This window comes from Tsukamurella strandjordii (assembly GCF_039525985.1).
GTDB lineage: Bacteria > Actinomycetota > Actinomycetes > Mycobacteriales > Mycobacteriaceae > Tsukamurella > Tsukamurella strandjordii.
Genome location: NZ_BAAAII010000004.1, coordinates 1 through 14,980 on the forward strand (window position 1 = coordinate 1; position 14,980 = coordinate 14,980).

The window sequence follows — 14,980 nt, forward strand, 5'->3', positions numbered from 1 at the left end:
GGCGGACTTGTGGGCGGCGTCGGCGGCGGCCTTATCGGCGGCGGCCTTCTGCGCGGCGTCGGCTGCCTTGGACTGGGCATCACGCGCGGCATTCAGCTGATCCGCAGCCGTCTTGGCCGCGGCGGCCTTCTCCGTCGAAGCCTGCTCGGCTGCGGTGCGATCCTTCGTCGCCTGTTCTGCTGCCGCGGCGGCCTTCTGCGCGGCCGTATTGGCGGCAGCGAGGCGATCCTCGGCCTTCTTCACGGCGTCGGCGGACGCCGACTGGTTGGCACGCGCGGCGTCCAACGCCCTGCGCGCCCGGTCCGCTTCGCTCGCAGCCCACTCCGCCGCGATGCGTGCGGCCATCGCGCTCGCGCGCGCCTGCGCCGCGTAGTCGATACCCGGAATGCTCACGGGGGAGCGAAGATCGAAGTAACCGCCGATCCCGAAGCCGAATCCGATACCCGGACCCAGACCGATGCCGAAGCCGATGCCGGCGCCCAGCCGCAGACCGTCGGGCCCGTAGCCCAGGCCCGCGCCCAGACCGAACCCGATACCGACGCCCGGCGCGATGCCGAGGCTGAAACCGGTGCCGAAGCCGTAGGGCAGGGCGGGACCGAATCCCGGCGTGAGACCGAGATTGAACCCGGGAGTGAACCCGTACCCGGGGCCGAAGCCCCCGCCGAAGCCCACGCCCGATCCGAACCCGAAGCCGTTGCCGAGCCCCGCGCCGAAGCCCGCGCCCGCGCCGAAACCGAGCCCGGGGCCGAAGCCGACTCCCGCACCCAGTCCGAAGCCCGGACCGTCCGTCGGCACCCCGATGCCCACCCAGGGGCCCAAACCGATCCGCCCGAAGTCAGGGGCATTGCCGATCACATAGGAGCCGTTGCTGTTGTAGCCGCCGAGTGCGAATCCACAGCTGAGGTCCAGCGGACTGTTCGCACCGCGCGCGCCCAGCCACACGAGCCGCGTGGGGTAGCACGGTGCGGTGGCGGTCCCCGCGGACGCGCGATCGGCCACCGCGGCGGACGGCACCTGCACCGAGAACGGAGACCCCATCCAGCCGGCGCTCGCGGGCGTGAGCGCCACCTGTCGCGTGCTGGAATCGATGAGGTTGTTCTGTGCTGCGGCAACTCCAGCGGAGCCTGAGGTCACCAGGCCCACGACAGTGGTGGTTGCAGCAGCGGCGCGTGCGATCGACGACATGTTTTCTTCAGTCCTTTTGGGCAGGGATGCACAGCGCAGTCGTGCATCGTGCCAAAAGTGTCATTGCAAATAGGCCAACGCGGTACCAAATCAGATTCAATGTCGCGAATTCTTCAAAGTAGGTTTGGGCCACGCGCGACTGCAGATGTAGTCACGAACAGCAGTTCGATGAGCACCTGCTCAGTACGACGCTTGTTCGTTAGCAACAGGTTCGTTCTAGGGCGGCGAGAGCAGCGGCACTCCCGCCGCTTCCGCGGCCTCGCGGTACGCGGCGGCCAGGCTGGACACCGTTTCGTGGGCGTTGAGGCCGCTCGGATTGGGCAGGACCCACACCGCGGTCTCGCCGAGCCCCCGCGCCTGCCTCCCGACCGTGGCCTTCGGCTGGCCGAAGGCCGTTCGGAACGCGGTGACCCCGAGCACCGCCAGGACCCGCGGGGCGACCCGATCGACCCGGGCCAGTAATGCCTCGCCGCCCTCCCGGAGCTCCGTCGTCGTCAGTTCGCTCGCCTTCGCCGTGGCCCGCGGGGCGACATTGGTGATGCCGACACCCGCGGCGATGAGCGCCTCGCGGTCCTCCGCGCGCATGCCCTCGGCGGCGTCGATCACGTGATCGGTGATGCCCGCGGCGTACAGCGCCGGATAGAAGCGGTTGCCGGGACGGGCGAAGTGGGCACCCGTGGCCGCGGTCCACAGCCCCGGATTGATCCCGGCGAACAGCAGCCGACAGTCCGGACCGATCAGATCGGGTACCTCGGTATCGGCGAAGGTCAGCAGCTGCTCGCGCGTGAATCCCATGCAACGGTCCTACCCGCTCGATCGGCCGTGGTCCACTGGGGGACATGACCGTGGACGAACTCCTGGCCCGCCGCGAGATCCACGACGTAGTGCTCCGCTACTGCCGCGGCATCGACCGGCTCGACCTGGACGCGGTGCGCGACTGCTACCACCCGGGCGCCGTCGATCATCACACCGGTTTCACCGGGCCGGTGGAGGAGTACGTGCCCTGGGTGCGTGGTCAGCTCACTTCGCTCGGCGGCACGCACCACCAGATCGGGAACCATCTGTGCGAGCCCTCGGGAGAAACCGCGGTGGTCGAGACCTATTGCACGGCAACGCACTGGTCCACCCCGGGCGCGGAACTCCAGGCCTACTTGACGCTGGGCCTGCGCTACGTGGACCGGTTCGAGCGCCGGGCCGGACGGTGGGCGATCGCCGAGCGTTGGGCCGTCACCGACTGGACACGCTGGGAGAAGGACCTCACCGGACCCCTCGGCGTACCGGAGGCCGGCCCGCCGCCCGGGCGCGGCGGCGACGATCCCATCGACCTGCTCCGCGCTCAGGTACTGGGGCGCGACCGCTCGTAGAGCCGGCGCACCACGTCCTCGATATCGGGCTCGTCCACCGTGAGATCGCGCACCGTCGCCGTGTGCGAGACCGCGGCCAGAACCTCCGGCAGCGCGCCGCTCAACTCCAATCGTTGACGGAGGCCGCCGGCCTCGCTGGCGAGGTGCCGCGCACCGTCGACGTGCAGATCCGGAGTGGGACGGTCCAGGTCCAGCACGAGCACCCGCGCGGCACCCACGGCGTCGACGAGTCCGGGCAGCGTGCCGTCGTAGGCGGTGCGGCCGCGGTCGACCACCACGATCCGGTCGCAGAGGCGCTCCACATCACCCATATCGTGCGTGGTGAGCAGCAGTGTGAGGCCGCGCTCGGCGCGCTCGGTGATGAGGAACTCGCGCAGCCGCTGCTTGCTGAGCACGTCGAGACCGATCGTGGGTTCGTCGAGGATCAGCAGCTCGGGGGAGTGCAGCAGCGCCGCGGCGACCTCCGCACGCATCCGCTGCCCGAGGCTGAGCTGGCGCACCGGCTGATCGAGGAACTCCGCCAGCTCCAGCCGCTCGACGAGCCGGCCGGTGCGGGCCCGCGCCTCGTCGGGCGTGAGCCGGTGGATGGCTGCGAGGATGTCGAACGAGCGGGAGGTGGGCAGGTCCCACCACAGCTGGGAGCGTTGCCCGAAGACCACGCCCACGCGGCGCGCCACCGCGCGGCGCTGGGTGAGCGGATCGAGCCCGACGGTGCGCACCGTGCCGGACGTCGGCACCAGGATGCCCATGAGCATCTTGATCGTGGTCGATTTCCCCGCACCGTTCGCGCCGATGTAGCCCACCGATTCCCCGGGCGCCAGAGCGAGATTCAACCGATCCACGGCCGTGGTCTCCTTCTTCACCCGCCCGTTCCAGCCGCGCCGGACGAAGGTCCGGGTCAGATCGTGCGTCTCGATGATGTTCGGACCGTTCATCCGCCCGCCCCTCGGTAGTGCCGAATACCCTGCCGCCAGAAGAAGGCCGCCACCAGCACCGCCCACAGCGTGGCCAGCGGCAACAGCCACGCCAACCACGGCTGGAAGACGCCCTGGCCGGGCAGCCCCAGCACCACCAGCGTGGGGAGATAGCCGGTGAAGGCCAGCGGCAGCACGAATCCCAGCGTCACCTTCAAGGCCGCGGGCATCACCGGTGCGGGTTGCGCGGCCGCGTACCTGCCGCCGTAGACGAAGGCATTGGTGAACTCGGCGCCGTTGACCAGGACGAACTGCAGCCCGGCGGCGATCACGAAGATGCTCGCGTAGATCACCGGTCCGCACAGCATCGCGAGCACCAGCATGCCGATCGTGGTGGGGCCCCAGTCGATCGGGTTGTGGGTGAGGGCGTACACCAGCGCGAAGACGCTCACCGCGGGCCGGGTGAGTCGGTTGATCCGGATGTCGCTGGTCATGAGCTGTGCCAGGATCGGTTGCGGGCGGAGATAGAAGACGTCCACCGTGCCCTTGCGGATGTACCGGTTCAGCTTGTCCAGATGGCCGAACAGGATGTCGGCCAGGCAGAACGAGCCGTCGGCCAGCGCGAACACGAGCACCACCGCCGAGAAGGTGAGGCCGCCGATCACCTTGGCGTTGTGGAACAGCAGCCACACCTCGGCGAACTCGACGAGCCCGAGCACCGCGGCGGTCACCAGGTCGAGGGTCAGGGAGGCGCGGTAGGAGGCCTGCGCCTGGATGCGGGAGGCGAGCACCGCGCGGTACGGCGCGAGCCGTCCGGGACGCCGGGACCCGGCGGAGACGTCAGCCACCCTGCACCTCCAGCCGTCGCCGTCCGGCCGAGGTGAGCAACGCGCCCAGCGCCACGGCGACGACGCACCACGCCGCCTGCGCGCCGACCGCCGGCAGGGCTGCGGCCACGTCGATCCGGCCGGAGAGGATGTCGCACGGCGGCATGAGGATCGACGCGAACGGGGAGTGCTCGGCGATCGCGGCCAGCCACGCGGGGAACAGGCCGATGGGCACGAACATGCCCATCAGGAAGCTGGAGACGATCACGTAGAACAGCACGATGCCGCGGGTCTCCACCACCCAGAAACCGAGGATCTCCACCGCGTACAGCAGGGCCCGGCTCAGCACGATGGACAGCAGAATGCTCAGCGCACCCAGGGGGTACGCCGCGGGTTCGGGAGCCCAGGCCATCATCCCGGTGAGCAGGCCCACCCCGATCAGTGGGAACCAGCGCGGGATCAGCGAGTAGACCGCCCCGCCGAGACCGGTGGCGAGCGTGGCGAATTGGACGTTGAGCGGCCGCAGGAAATCGACGGCGATATCGCCGGTGCGGATCCGCTCGGGGAGCTCACCGTCGGTGCCGAAGCCGCCGATCGCGGTCAGCAGCCCCTGGGACAGGAAGATGTAGCTCACCATCAGCTCGGGCGTGTAGCCGCCCGCCATGCCGCCGGCGCCGGCGAGGGTGGCCAGCAGCACGCCCATCTTGAGGAATCCGAAGACGGTGTTGGTGAACAGCCCGGCCAGCGCCGCGGCCAGGTAGGTGGACTGCTGGCGGAACCCGGCGACGGTCAGCCGGGCGTACGGGCGGAGAGCTGCGAGGAGGGCGGCACGCCCGGACACTGCGGCCGCGCTGGATTGCGACGACACAGTGGACTGACGTTACCGCCCTCCCGCGCTCGGTGCTAGCTCTTCTGCTTGCGGATGTTCTCGAAGACGGTCGGATCGACCAGGGTCGAGGTGTCGCCCAACTCGCGGCCCTCGGCCACATCACGCAGTAGGCGCCGCATGATCTTGCCGGAACGGGTCTTCGGCAGCTCGGGCACGATGTTGATCTCGCGGGGCTTGGCGATCGGCGAGATGTCCTTGGACACCTGGGCCGTCATCTCCGCGACCAGGCGGGCGGGATCGGAATCATCGACGCCCTGGCGCAGGATCACGAACGCGGCGATCGCCTGGCCCGTGGTCGGATCGGAGGCGCCCACCACGGCCGCCTCGGCCACCGCGGGATGCCCGACGAGGGCCGACTCGACCTCGGCCGTGGAGATCCGGTGGCCGGAGATGTTCATGACATCGTCCACGCGGCCCAGGATCCAGAGCGCACCGTCCTCGTCGTACCGCGCACCGTCGCCCGCGAAGTACCAGCCCTGATCGGCGTAGCGCGACCAGTAGGTGTCCACGAAGCGCTCGGGATCGCCCCAGATGCCGCGCAGCATCGCCGGCCAGGGCTTGTCGAGCACCAGCAGGCCGGACTCGCCGCGGGGCAGGCTGTTGCCCTCGTCGTCGACGATGTTGGCGCTGATGCCGGGCACCGGCTCCATCGCCGAACCGGGCTTGAGGGTGGTGGTTCCGGGCAGCGGCGCCACCATCGCGGCGCCGGTCTCGGTCTGCCACCAGGTGTCCACGATCGGCGCGGTGCCGTGGCCGATCACATCGCGGTACCAGCGCCAGGCCTCAGGGTTGATCGGCTCGCCGACCGAGCCCAGCAGGCGGATCGAGCTGAGATCGTGGGCGTCGGGAATCTCCCTGCCCCACTTCATGAACGTGCGCACCAGGGTGGGCGCGATGTAGTAGATCGAGACGCCGTACTTCTCGATGATCTCGAAGTTCCGGTGCTCGGTGGGGGAGTTCGGGGTGCCCTCGTAGATGATCTGCGTGGCGCCGTTGGCGAGCGGGCCGTAGACGATGTAGGTGTGCCCGGTGACCCAGCCGATGTCGGCGGTGCACCAGAAGACGTCCTTGTCCGGCTTGAGGTCGAACAGGTAGTAGTGCGTGTATGCCGCCTGCGTGAGGTAGCCGCCCGAGCTGTGCACGATGCCCTTGGGCTTGCCGGTGGTGCCGGAGGTGTACAGCAGGAACAGGGGGTGCTCGGCGTCGAAGGCCTGCGGGGTGTGGGTGGACGACGCGGCGCCCACGGTCTCGTGCCACCACACGTCGCGGTCGTGCCACTCGATGTCGTTCTTGCAGCGCTGCACGACGATGACCTTCTCGACGCTCGTGGCCTTGGTGCCGTCGACGTCCATGTCGAGCGCCTCGTCCACATTGGCCTTGAGCGGCGTGGGCTTACCGCGGCGGAACTGGCCGTCGGTGGTGATCACCACGCGGGCCTGCGCATCGTCGATCCGCGAGCGCAACGCACCCGCCGAGAAGCCGCCGAAGACCACCGAGTGGGTCAGGCCCAGGCGGGCGCAGGCGAGCATGGCGACGATGGCCTCGGGGACCATCGGCATGTAGATGGCCACGCGGTCGCCCGCCTGCAATCCGAGTGATTCCAGGTAGTTGGCGGCGCGGCTCACCTCGGCCTGCAGATCGGCGTAGGTGATGTCGCGGGTGTCGCCCGGTTCGCCCACCCAGTGGATGGCCACCCGGTCGCCGTTGCCGGCCACCACGTGCCGGTCGACGCAGTTGTAGGCCACGTTCAGCTTGCCGCCCACGAACCACTTCGCGAACGGGGCTCCCGACCAGTCGAGGACCTCGCCGAACGGGGTGTCCCAATCGAGGCGATTCGCCTGCTCGGCCCAGAAGCCGAGGCGGTCGGCTTCGGCACGGTCGTACAATTCTCGACCGTGGGTATTGGCCTGAGCTGCGAAGTCTGCGGAGGGCGGGTACGCGGAGGTCGCGGAATCAGTCATGGGTCGATCGTAGTTTTCGGCTCGGGACGTGAGGAGGGGTTTACCCGAATTGAGCCCGGTACGGGTGGGGTTGCAGGGGGTTGCCGGGGCCCTCGGCGGTGCCCGATCGGCGAGGGGCGGCTGTCCGTTAGCAGGACAACACAGGTGGAGCGGCCCTAGAGTGCTCACCACCGAAGACAAGCCAAATCAGGCGGAGGTATCAGGTGAGAAGACGAAGTAGGTCGACGGCGACGCGGGCGATCCTCGCGATCGCGGTGGCCGCGAGCCTGGCGGTGTCGGGCTGCAGCATGGACGGCGCGCGGTCCCAGAACACGGTGGGCCCGGACGCGATCATCCGGGTGAACGGCGGCGAACCGCAGAGCGGCCTGGTGCCCTCGGACACCAACGAGAACATGGGCGGCCGCGTCGCCGACATGTTGTTCACCGGTCTGTACTCGTACCAGGCCGACGGTAAGCCCGAGCTCGCGAACGCCGAGTCGGTGGACACCACCGACAACAAGCGCTTCCTGGTCAAGCTCAAGCGGGACTGGACCTTCACCGACGGCACGCCGGTCAAGGCGCAGAACTACGTGCGCGCCTGGAACTTCGGCGCCGCGATCGGCAACCTGCAGAAGCAGCAGAGCTTCTACGCCCCCATCGCCGGTTTCGACGAGGTGTCCGAGAAGGGCGCCACGAAGACCGAGATGCGCGGCCTGCAGGTGATCGACGATTACACCTTCTCCATCGAGCTCGCGCAGCCCAACATCGACTTCAAGCTGGCCCTGGGCTACCTGCCCTTCGCGCCGCTGCCCGATGTCTTCTTCACCGAGGGCAAGGAGAAGTTCGGCCAGAATCCGGTGGGCAACGGTCCGTACAAGTTCAAGCAGTGGCGGCACAACGTGCAGCTCGAGATCGTCCGCAACGAGGGTTTCAAGGGACCCAAGCCGAAGAACGGCGGGCTCACCTTCGTGATGTACGAGTCCTACGATCCCGCGTACGTCGATCTCACCTCGGGCAATCTCGATGCGCTCGACACGATCCCGAACAGTGCGCTGCGGTCCTTCGAGAAGACGCTGGGCAAGCGCGCGATCACGCGGCCCACGGCGCAGACCCAGTCGTTCGTGATCCCCCAGTTCCTGGAGCACTTCGGCAGCGATGAAGAGGGCCGCCTGCGGCGCCAGGCCATCTCGATGTCGATCGATCGCCAGCAGGTGATCGACGTGGTCTTCCAGGGATTCCGCTACCCGTCGGTGGACTTCACCGCACGGTCGATCCCCGGCTGGAGTGCGGACATCCCCGGTAACGAGACCACCAAGTACAACCCGGAACTGGCGAAGCAGCGCTGGGCGCAGGCGAATGCGATCAAGCCCTGGACCGGTGCGTTCACGATCGCCTACAACTCCGACGGCGACCACAAGCAGTGGATCGACGCGGTGACGAACCAGATCAAGAACAATCTGGGGATCGAGGCCGCGGGCAAGCCCTACGCCACGTTCAAGCAGATCCGCGACGAGCTGACCCGCAAGACGCTGCAGTCCGCGGGCCGCAACGGCTGGCAGGGCGACTACCCCACGCAGCTCAACTTCCTGGAGCCGAACTACCTCACCGGTGGCGGTTCCAACGACGGTGACTACAGCAATCCGGCCTTCGACGCCAAGATCGCGCAGGCGCAGCAGGCCCTGGACCCGGTGCAGTCCACCCGCCTCGTCAACGAGGCGCAGTCGATCCTGCTCAACGACCTCCCGGTGGTCCCGCTGTGGGACTACAAGGCGCCCGCCGGCGTCGCCGAGGGGGTCACGGGCGATCTCACCTGGAACGGCCGCTTCGACTTTACGAACATCACGAAGGAGTAGCGGGATGACCAGATATCTCCTGAGCAGGCTCGGGCAGTTGGTGATCGTCTTCTTCGGCTCCACCCTGCTGATCTACGCGCTCGTCTTCCTCGTCCCCGCCGATCCCATCGCGGCGCTCGGCGGCGACCGGAATCTCCCGCCCGAGGTGGTGGAGGGCCTCCGGGCCCAGTACCACCTGGACCAGCCCTTCCTGGTGCAGTACTGGTACTACATCAAGGGCGTCTTCACGCTCGACTTCGGCGTCTCCTTCTCCGGTCAGCCGGTGTGGGACGTGATGAAGCGGGCCTTCCCGGTCACCGTGAACCTCGCGCTCATCGCGCTCGTGGTGGAGGCCGTGCTCGGCATCTTCTTCGGCGTGATCGCCGGCCTGAAGAAGGGCAAGTGGTTCGACACCACGATCCTGTTCGTCTCGCTGGTGATCATCGCGGTGCCGATCTTCGTGCTCGGCTTCATCGCCCAGTTCGTCTTCGGCGTGAAACTGCAGTGGTTCCCGGTCACCGTCGGCGGCAACCTGGACTTCTACCACCTGCTGCTGCCCGGCATCGTGCTCGGCCTGGTGTCCTTCGCCTACGTCGTGCGGCTCACCCGGTCGCAGGTCTCGCAGAACCTCACCGCCGATTACGTCCGCACCGCCACGGCCAAGGGTCTCCCGCGTTCGCGCGTGGTCCTCGTGCACGTGCTGCGGAACTCGCTGATCCCGGTGGTCACCTTCCTCGGTGCCGACATCGGGGCGCTCATGGGCGGTGCCCTCGTGACCGAGGGCATCTTCAACATCCCCGGCGTCGGCGGCACCATCTACCAGGCCATCATCCGTGGCGAGGCCACCACCGTGGTCTCTTTCGTGACGGTTCTCATCGTCATCTACCTCATCTGCAACGTGGTGGTCGACCTGCTCTACGCCGCCCTCGACCCGAGGATTCGCTATGCCTGACAATCAGACCTACCCCGGACAGGAACGCTTCGTCGCCGCTGCCGACGATGTGGTGGTCGGCGCGATCGACGCCGTCGATCAGGACGTGGAGCCCGCGGGCTTCTGGAAGACGGCGTGGCAGCAGCTCAGGGGACGGCCGCTGTTCTGGGTCTGCGTCGCTCTGCTCACGCTGATCCTGCTGGTCGTGATCTTCCCGAGCGTCTTCGCCTTCGGGAAGGACCCCCACGAGGCCTCGCTCGACCGATCCCTGTTGCCGCCCAGTGGCGCCCACTGGTTCGGCACCGATCTGCAGGGCTACGACATCTACGCCCGCACCATCTACGGCGCCCGCGCCTCGGTGCTGGTGGGCGTGCTCACCACCCTCGCGGTGGTCGTGATCGGCGGCCTGCTCGGCGCCACCGCCGGGTTCTACGGCGGCTGGCTCGATTCGGTGATCGCGCGGCTCTCGGACATCTTCTTCGGCGTCCCGCTGATGCTGGCCGCCGTGGTGGTCATGCAGATGGTCACCACCCGCACGGTGCTGTCGGTGGTCTTGGTGCTCACCATCTTCAGCTGGCCGCAGATCGCCCGCATCGCGCGGTCGGCGGCTATCTCGGTGCGCAATGAGGAGTTCATCACCGCATCGAAATCGTTGGGGGCCTCCAAGGTTCGAACGCTCTTCACGCACGTGATCCCCAACTGCCTGGGTCCCGTGATCGTGGTGGCGACCGTGGCCCTCGGCATCTACATCGTCACCGAGGCCACGCTCTCCTACCTCGGCATCGGCCTGCCGGCCAGCACCGTGTCCTGGGGTATGGACATCGCGGACGGGCAGACCCTGCTCCGCGAGGGCAATCCCATCCTGTTCTTCCCCGCGGCTGCTCTCGCGCTCACCGTGCTCACCTTCATGATGCTCGGTGACGTCCTGAGCGATGCGCTCGATCCGAAGGCGAGGACCCGCTGATGTCCGACGACCACAAGCGCAACCTGGCGGGCAAGATCAAGGACAAGGTCACCGAGCGATTCGGCAAGACGCCCGATCCGCTCCTCGAGATCCGCGATCTCATCGTGGAATTCACGGTGCAGGGTAAGAAGGTTCCCGCCGTGCGCGGCGCCAATCTCACCGTGTATCCGGGCCAGACGGTGGCCATCGTCGGCGAATCGGGCTCGGGCAAGTCCACCACCGCGGCGGCCGTTCTCGGCCTGCTGCAGGGCACCGGCAAGGTGGCCGGTGGACAGATCCTGTTCGACGGGCAGGATCTGGCGAAGGCCTCGGAGAAGGACTTCCAGCAGATCCGGGGTAGCGGTATCGGCCTGGTGCCGCAGGATCCGAACACGAACCTGAACCCGCTGTGGCGGGTGGGATTCCAGATCCGGGAGACCCTCAAGGCCAACGGCGCCGAACAGGGCGATGCCAAGAAGCGGGCGATCGAGCTGCTGTCCGAGGCGGGCATGCGCGATCCCGACCAGCGCGTGAACCAGTACCCGCACGAGTTCTCGGGCGGTATGAAGCAGCGTGCGCTGATCGCGATCGGTCTCGCGGCGCGGCCGAAGCTGCTGATCGCCGACGAGCCGACCTCGGCGCTCGACGTGACGGTGCAGCGGCAGATCCTCGATCACCTCGACACTCTCACCGACGAGCTGGGCACCGCCGTGCTGCTCATCACGCACGATCTGGGACTGGCCGCCGAACGCGCCAGCCACCTCGTGGTGATGTACAAGGGACGGGTCGTGGAATCCGGTCCGGCGCTGGAGATCCTGCAGAACCCGCAGCACGAGTACACCAAGCGGTTGGTCGCGGCGGCACCGTCGCTCAACGCCCGCCGCGAGGAGGCACCGTCGATCACCGACGTGGTCGAACAGGAGCGTGCCGAGGAGGTGGGCGCGCAGACGCTCGCCGATCAGGCGCAGGACGAGTCGAGCGACGGTCCGGCGGAGGTCGTGGTGGCCTCGCACCTGGTGAAGGACTTCCAGATCCGCGGCTCGGTGCCCTTCCAGAGCACCGCCTTCCGCGCGGTCGACGATGTCAGCTTCACCATGCTGCGCGGTACCACCACCGCGGTCGTGGGCGAATCCGGTTCGGGTAAGTCCACAGTGGCGCAGATGGTGCTGGGGCTGCTCGAACCCACCAGCGGCACCGTCGAATTCGACGGGGTCGACGTCTCCGGCCTGAAGGGGGCAGAGGCCAAGCAGTTCCGCCGCAGGGTGCAGCCGGTGTTCCAGAATCCTTACGGCTCACTGGATCCCATGTACTCGGTGTACCGGGCCGTCTCGGAACCGCTCGCGGTGCACGGCATCGGGAGCAAGGACGAGCGGGTGGCGCGAGTGCGGGAACTGCTGGAGATGGTGGCGCTGCCGGCGGACACCATGCACCGGTACCCGAACGAGCTCTCGGGCGGGCAGCGGCAGCGCGTGGCCATCGCGCGGGCGCTGGCGCTCAACCCCGAGGTGGTGGTGCTCGACGAGGCGGTCTCCGCGCTCGACGTGCTGGTGCAGGCACAGATCCTCACCCTGCTGGAGAACCTCCAGCGGGACCTGGGGCTGACGTACCTGTTCATCACGCACGACCTCGCGGTGGTGAAGCAGATCGCGCACCAGACGATCGTGATGTCGCGCGGCAAGGTGGTCGACTCCGGCCCCACCGATCAGGTCTACGACAACCCGACCTCGGATTACACCCGCACGCTGATCGAGGCCATCCCCGGCGGCTCGATCGAGCTGGCGGCGGGCTGACGCCAGCGTCGAAGCAACGGCGGCGGGCGGGCTACCCTGGATCATCGTGACCGATCCGCTGAGCCCGCTCGCCGCCGTCCCCGCCGTCGCGGAGGCGGCGTCCGCCGCGCGGGAGGCGCTGGCGCAGGTGCACCGTCACCCCGCCAACCGGCGGGAATGGCGCGCCACCGCCACCGAATCCTCCCTGCGTGGAGCCCGCGCATCGGCGGCACTCGACGGCGGCGCCGTGGAACTGAGCCGCGACGAACTCGTCACCGATCCGGTGCTGGCGGGCGCGATGCGCGTCTACCAGGCGATCGACGGTGATTCCCTCGATGCCACCGTGGCGGTGTGGCGGCGCGCGCCGCTGCAGGTCCTCGCCCGGTTGCACACGCTGGCCGCTGCCGATCTGGTGGACGGCGATGACGAGCGCCTGGGCCGCCCCCGGCAAGGGGCGGGGGAGCGGCTCGGTCTGCTCGCGCAGCTGGTGACCGGCGGCACGCAGGCGCCCGCCCCGGTACTGGCGGCCGTGGTGCACGGCGAACTGCTCTCGCTCCGCCCGTTCGAGGTGGCGGACGGGGTGGTGGCCCGCGCCGCATCACGCCTGGTCACGGTGTCGTCGGGCCTGGACCCGCACGCGCTGGGAATCCCGGAGACCACGTGGCTGAAGTTCGCGCCGAGCTACGCCGAGGCGGCCGATACCTTCGGATTGGGTGGCACCGACGGCGTGGTGGCGTGGGTGGTGCTGTGCTGCCAGGCGCTGGAGGCCGGTGCGCGGGAAGCGCTCGCCCTCGCGGAGCGCTGACCTACCCCGAACACGCGCAACGGCGACCCGGCCTGAGCTCCAGGGCTCACACCACAGGTGGTGCGTCCTGAAGAACGGGTCCGAATCGCCGTTCGCAAGCACGGATCCCGGTTACCAAGCGTGCTGGGTGGGCTGTGTGTGCGGCCTCGGCGTACACCGATGGAAAGGTCCACTATCCGCAGACCTCATCAGCTGAATGTTCCTCGGTGCCGCAGGCCCACAGCGCTTTCTGCCAACGTGGCGTGCTCCGCGTGGGTGCCTGGTGTCCGTGCTGGGAGCCTTGACGCTCGGGAACCCTCGACCTTCTCTTCCGGTGGGGGTTTGGCTTTGCGCCGCTCCGTGATTCATTTGTACCTTGTGGCCGCGGTCACATCAAGGGGTTGGAGCGAAAATTTCCGCGAGTGCGGTTGTCAGCTCCGCTTGCGGTGCAGCACAAGATATGTCGCCACGCTCGCGCCCGCGGCGACCACGCCGAGCCCCGCGGTGGCGAGCACCGAGGTCCGGGACGGCGAGGGAAGGCGGTCCCGCAGCGGTACCGGGTTCGAGAAGGACAGCACCGGCCAGCCGCGATCGGCGGCCTCCTTGCGCAGCCCGCGGTCCGGGTTCACCGCGGTGGGGTGCCCCACCGCCGCCAGCATCGGCACATCGGTCACCGAATCGGAGTAGGCGAAGCACTGGTCGAGGTCGTAGCCGTGCTCGGCGGCCAGCCGCTCCATCGCGGTCACCTTGTTCTCGCCGTAGCAGTAGAACTGCACCTCGCCGGCGTACTTGCCGTCCTCCACGGACATCACCGAGCCCACGGAGTAGTCCGCGCCCAGCATCTCGGCGATGGGACCCACCATCTCCTCGCCCGACGCCGAGACCACCACCACATCGTGGCCGCGGGCGTGATGGCCGGCGATCAGCTCGGCGGCCTCCGCGAAGACCAGCGGATTGACCACGTCGTGCAGCGTCTCGCGCACGATCGACTTCACCTGCTCCACGTTCCAGCCCTCGCACATCTGCGTGAGGTGATCACGCATGCGCTCCATCTGATCGTGATCGGCGGCCGTGAGCATCATGAGGAACTGCGCGTAGCTGGATTTGAGGACCGCGCGGCGATTAAGCAGCCCCTCGTCGAAGAAGGGCCGGGAGAAGGCCAGCGCGGACGATTTCGCGATGATCGTCTTGTCCAGGTCGAAGAACGCAGCGACCCGGCGCACCGGGGCCTGATCGGGCGCGGTTGGACTCACGACGTTCAGCGTACCGCCGTTGCTGTCGCGAACACCCCGCAAGAGCCGAGAGCGGATTCCTCCACAGGTTTCTCGGAGCACCCGGATTCCTCCACAGGCGAGGTCGTCGGCGACGGTTCCCGGCCGCCGGCGGGGTGAGGCTGGGGGCATGCGAGGAATCGAGATCGGGATGGCGGTGGCCGACGGTGCGCTCGCGGACGATGTCCGGCGGGCCGCGGCGGCCGCCGTGCGCAGCGGCGCCGATGTCGACCGCGGGCAACCGCGGGCGGCGTGGGCCACGGCGAGCGGGCTGGTGCTCGACCTCGCGGCGGCCCAGGTGATGGCCGCCGCGGCCCGGGCCGGCGGCCTG

At 68.5% G+C, this 14,980-nt stretch carries 13 protein-coding genes and 1 pseudogene; 7 read left to right on the forward strand and 7 right to left on the reverse strand.

The window, feature by feature from the left end; translation table 11 throughout:
- Together ABD108_RS05930 and mug are read right to left on the reverse strand one after the other, a co-directional pair.
- Window positions 1-1,185 (reverse strand): annotated as a pseudogene (locus tag ABD108_RS05930) (hypothetical protein); the annotation flags it as partial.
- A 216-nt stretch (window positions 1,186-1,401) separates the two neighbouring features.
- Window positions 1,402-1,980, reverse strand: coding sequence for a G/U mismatch-specific DNA glycosylase (gene mug / locus ABD108_RS05935; protein WP_343929775.1), 579 nt, complete (start codon window positions 1,978-1,980; stop codon window positions 1,402-1,404).
- A 44-nt stretch (window positions 1,981-2,024) separates the two neighbouring features.
- Between mug and ABD108_RS05940 the strand changes: the two genes are divergently transcribed.
- On the forward strand, window positions 2,025-2,549 hold the full coding sequence (locus ABD108_RS05940; RefSeq protein WP_343929776.1) for a nuclear transport factor 2 family protein: 525 nt from the start codon (window positions 2,025-2,027) through the stop codon (window positions 2,547-2,549).
- Here the strand turns inward: ABD108_RS05940 and ABD108_RS05945 are convergent.
- From ABD108_RS05945 to acs, 4 genes are read right to left on the reverse strand one after another with little or no spacing between them, the layout of a single operon-like run.
- Entirely contained in the window at window positions 2,522-3,484 is a 963-nt protein-coding gene (locus ABD108_RS05945) for an ABC transporter ATP-binding protein (RefSeq protein WP_343929777.1), read from the reverse strand. The two genes, ABD108_RS05940 and ABD108_RS05945, sit on opposite strands and share 28 nt — an antisense overlap.
- Window positions 3,481-4,311: an ABC transporter permease gene (locus tag ABD108_RS05950; protein WP_305111383.1), complete on the reverse strand. Its 831-nt coding sequence runs from the start codon at window positions 4,309-4,311 to the stop codon at window positions 3,481-3,483. Before ABD108_RS05950 ends, ABD108_RS05945 begins: the two co-directional genes overlap by 4 nt.
- Window positions 4,304-5,158: an ABC transporter permease gene (locus ABD108_RS05955; RefSeq protein WP_305111382.1), complete on the reverse strand. Its 855-nt coding sequence runs from the start codon at window positions 5,156-5,158 to the stop codon at window positions 4,304-4,306. The genes ABD108_RS05950 and ABD108_RS05955 overlap by 8 nt, the downstream gene beginning before the upstream one ends.
- A gap of 35 nt (window positions 5,159-5,193) precedes the next feature.
- The gene (gene acs / locus ABD108_RS05960; protein ID WP_343929778.1) at window positions 5,194-7,140 is read right to left on the reverse strand and encodes an acetate--CoA ligase; all 1,947 of its coding nucleotides are present in this window, start codon (window positions 7,138-7,140) and stop codon (window positions 5,194-5,196) included.
- Between the two features lie 287 nt (window positions 7,141-7,427).
- On the opposite strand from acs, the gene ABD108_RS05965 reads away from it, so the two are divergent.
- From ABD108_RS05965 to ABD108_RS05985, 5 genes are read left to right on the forward strand one after another with little or no spacing between them, the layout of a single operon-like run.
- The gene (locus tag ABD108_RS05965) at window positions 7,428-8,972 is read left to right on the forward strand and encodes a peptide ABC transporter substrate-binding protein (RefSeq protein ID WP_343930079.1); all 1,545 of its coding nucleotides are present in this window, start codon (window positions 7,428-7,430) and stop codon (window positions 8,970-8,972) included.
- A gap of 4 nt (window positions 8,973-8,976) precedes the next feature.
- Window positions 8,977-9,903: an ABC transporter permease gene (locus ABD108_RS05970; protein ID WP_220657514.1), complete on the forward strand. Its 927-nt coding sequence runs from the start codon at window positions 8,977-8,979 to the stop codon at window positions 9,901-9,903.
- On the forward strand, window positions 9,896-10,846 hold the full coding sequence (locus tag ABD108_RS05975) for an ABC transporter permease (RefSeq protein WP_220657515.1): 951 nt from the start codon (window positions 9,896-9,898) through the stop codon (window positions 10,844-10,846). Before ABD108_RS05970 ends, ABD108_RS05975 begins: the two co-directional genes overlap by 8 nt.
- On the forward strand, window positions 10,846-12,615 hold the full coding sequence (locus ABD108_RS05980; protein ID WP_305111380.1) for a dipeptide ABC transporter ATP-binding protein: 1,770 nt from the start codon (window positions 10,846-10,848) through the stop codon (window positions 12,613-12,615). The genes ABD108_RS05975 and ABD108_RS05980 overlap by 1 nt, the downstream gene beginning before the upstream one ends.
- 46 nt (window positions 12,616-12,661) lie before the next feature.
- A complete protein-coding gene (locus ABD108_RS05985; protein ID WP_220657516.1) occupies window positions 12,662-13,399 on the forward strand; it encodes a Fic family protein in 738 nt (245 codons plus the stop codon).
- A gap of 410 nt (window positions 13,400-13,809) precedes the next feature.
- On the opposite strand, the gene ABD108_RS05990 is transcribed toward ABD108_RS05985, so the two are convergent.
- Window positions 13,810-14,640 carry an HAD family hydrolase gene (locus ABD108_RS05990; protein ID WP_255585747.1) on the reverse strand — a complete coding sequence of 277 codons (831 nt, stop codon included), beginning with the start codon at window positions 14,638-14,640 and terminating at the stop codon, window positions 13,810-13,812.
- A gap of 139 nt (window positions 14,641-14,779) precedes the next feature.
- On the opposite strand from ABD108_RS05990, the gene ABD108_RS05995 reads away from it, so the two are divergent.
- A partial coding sequence (locus tag ABD108_RS05995) for a hypothetical protein (RefSeq protein ID WP_425579767.1) occupies window positions 14,780-14,980 on the forward strand: 201 nt, incomplete at its 3' end.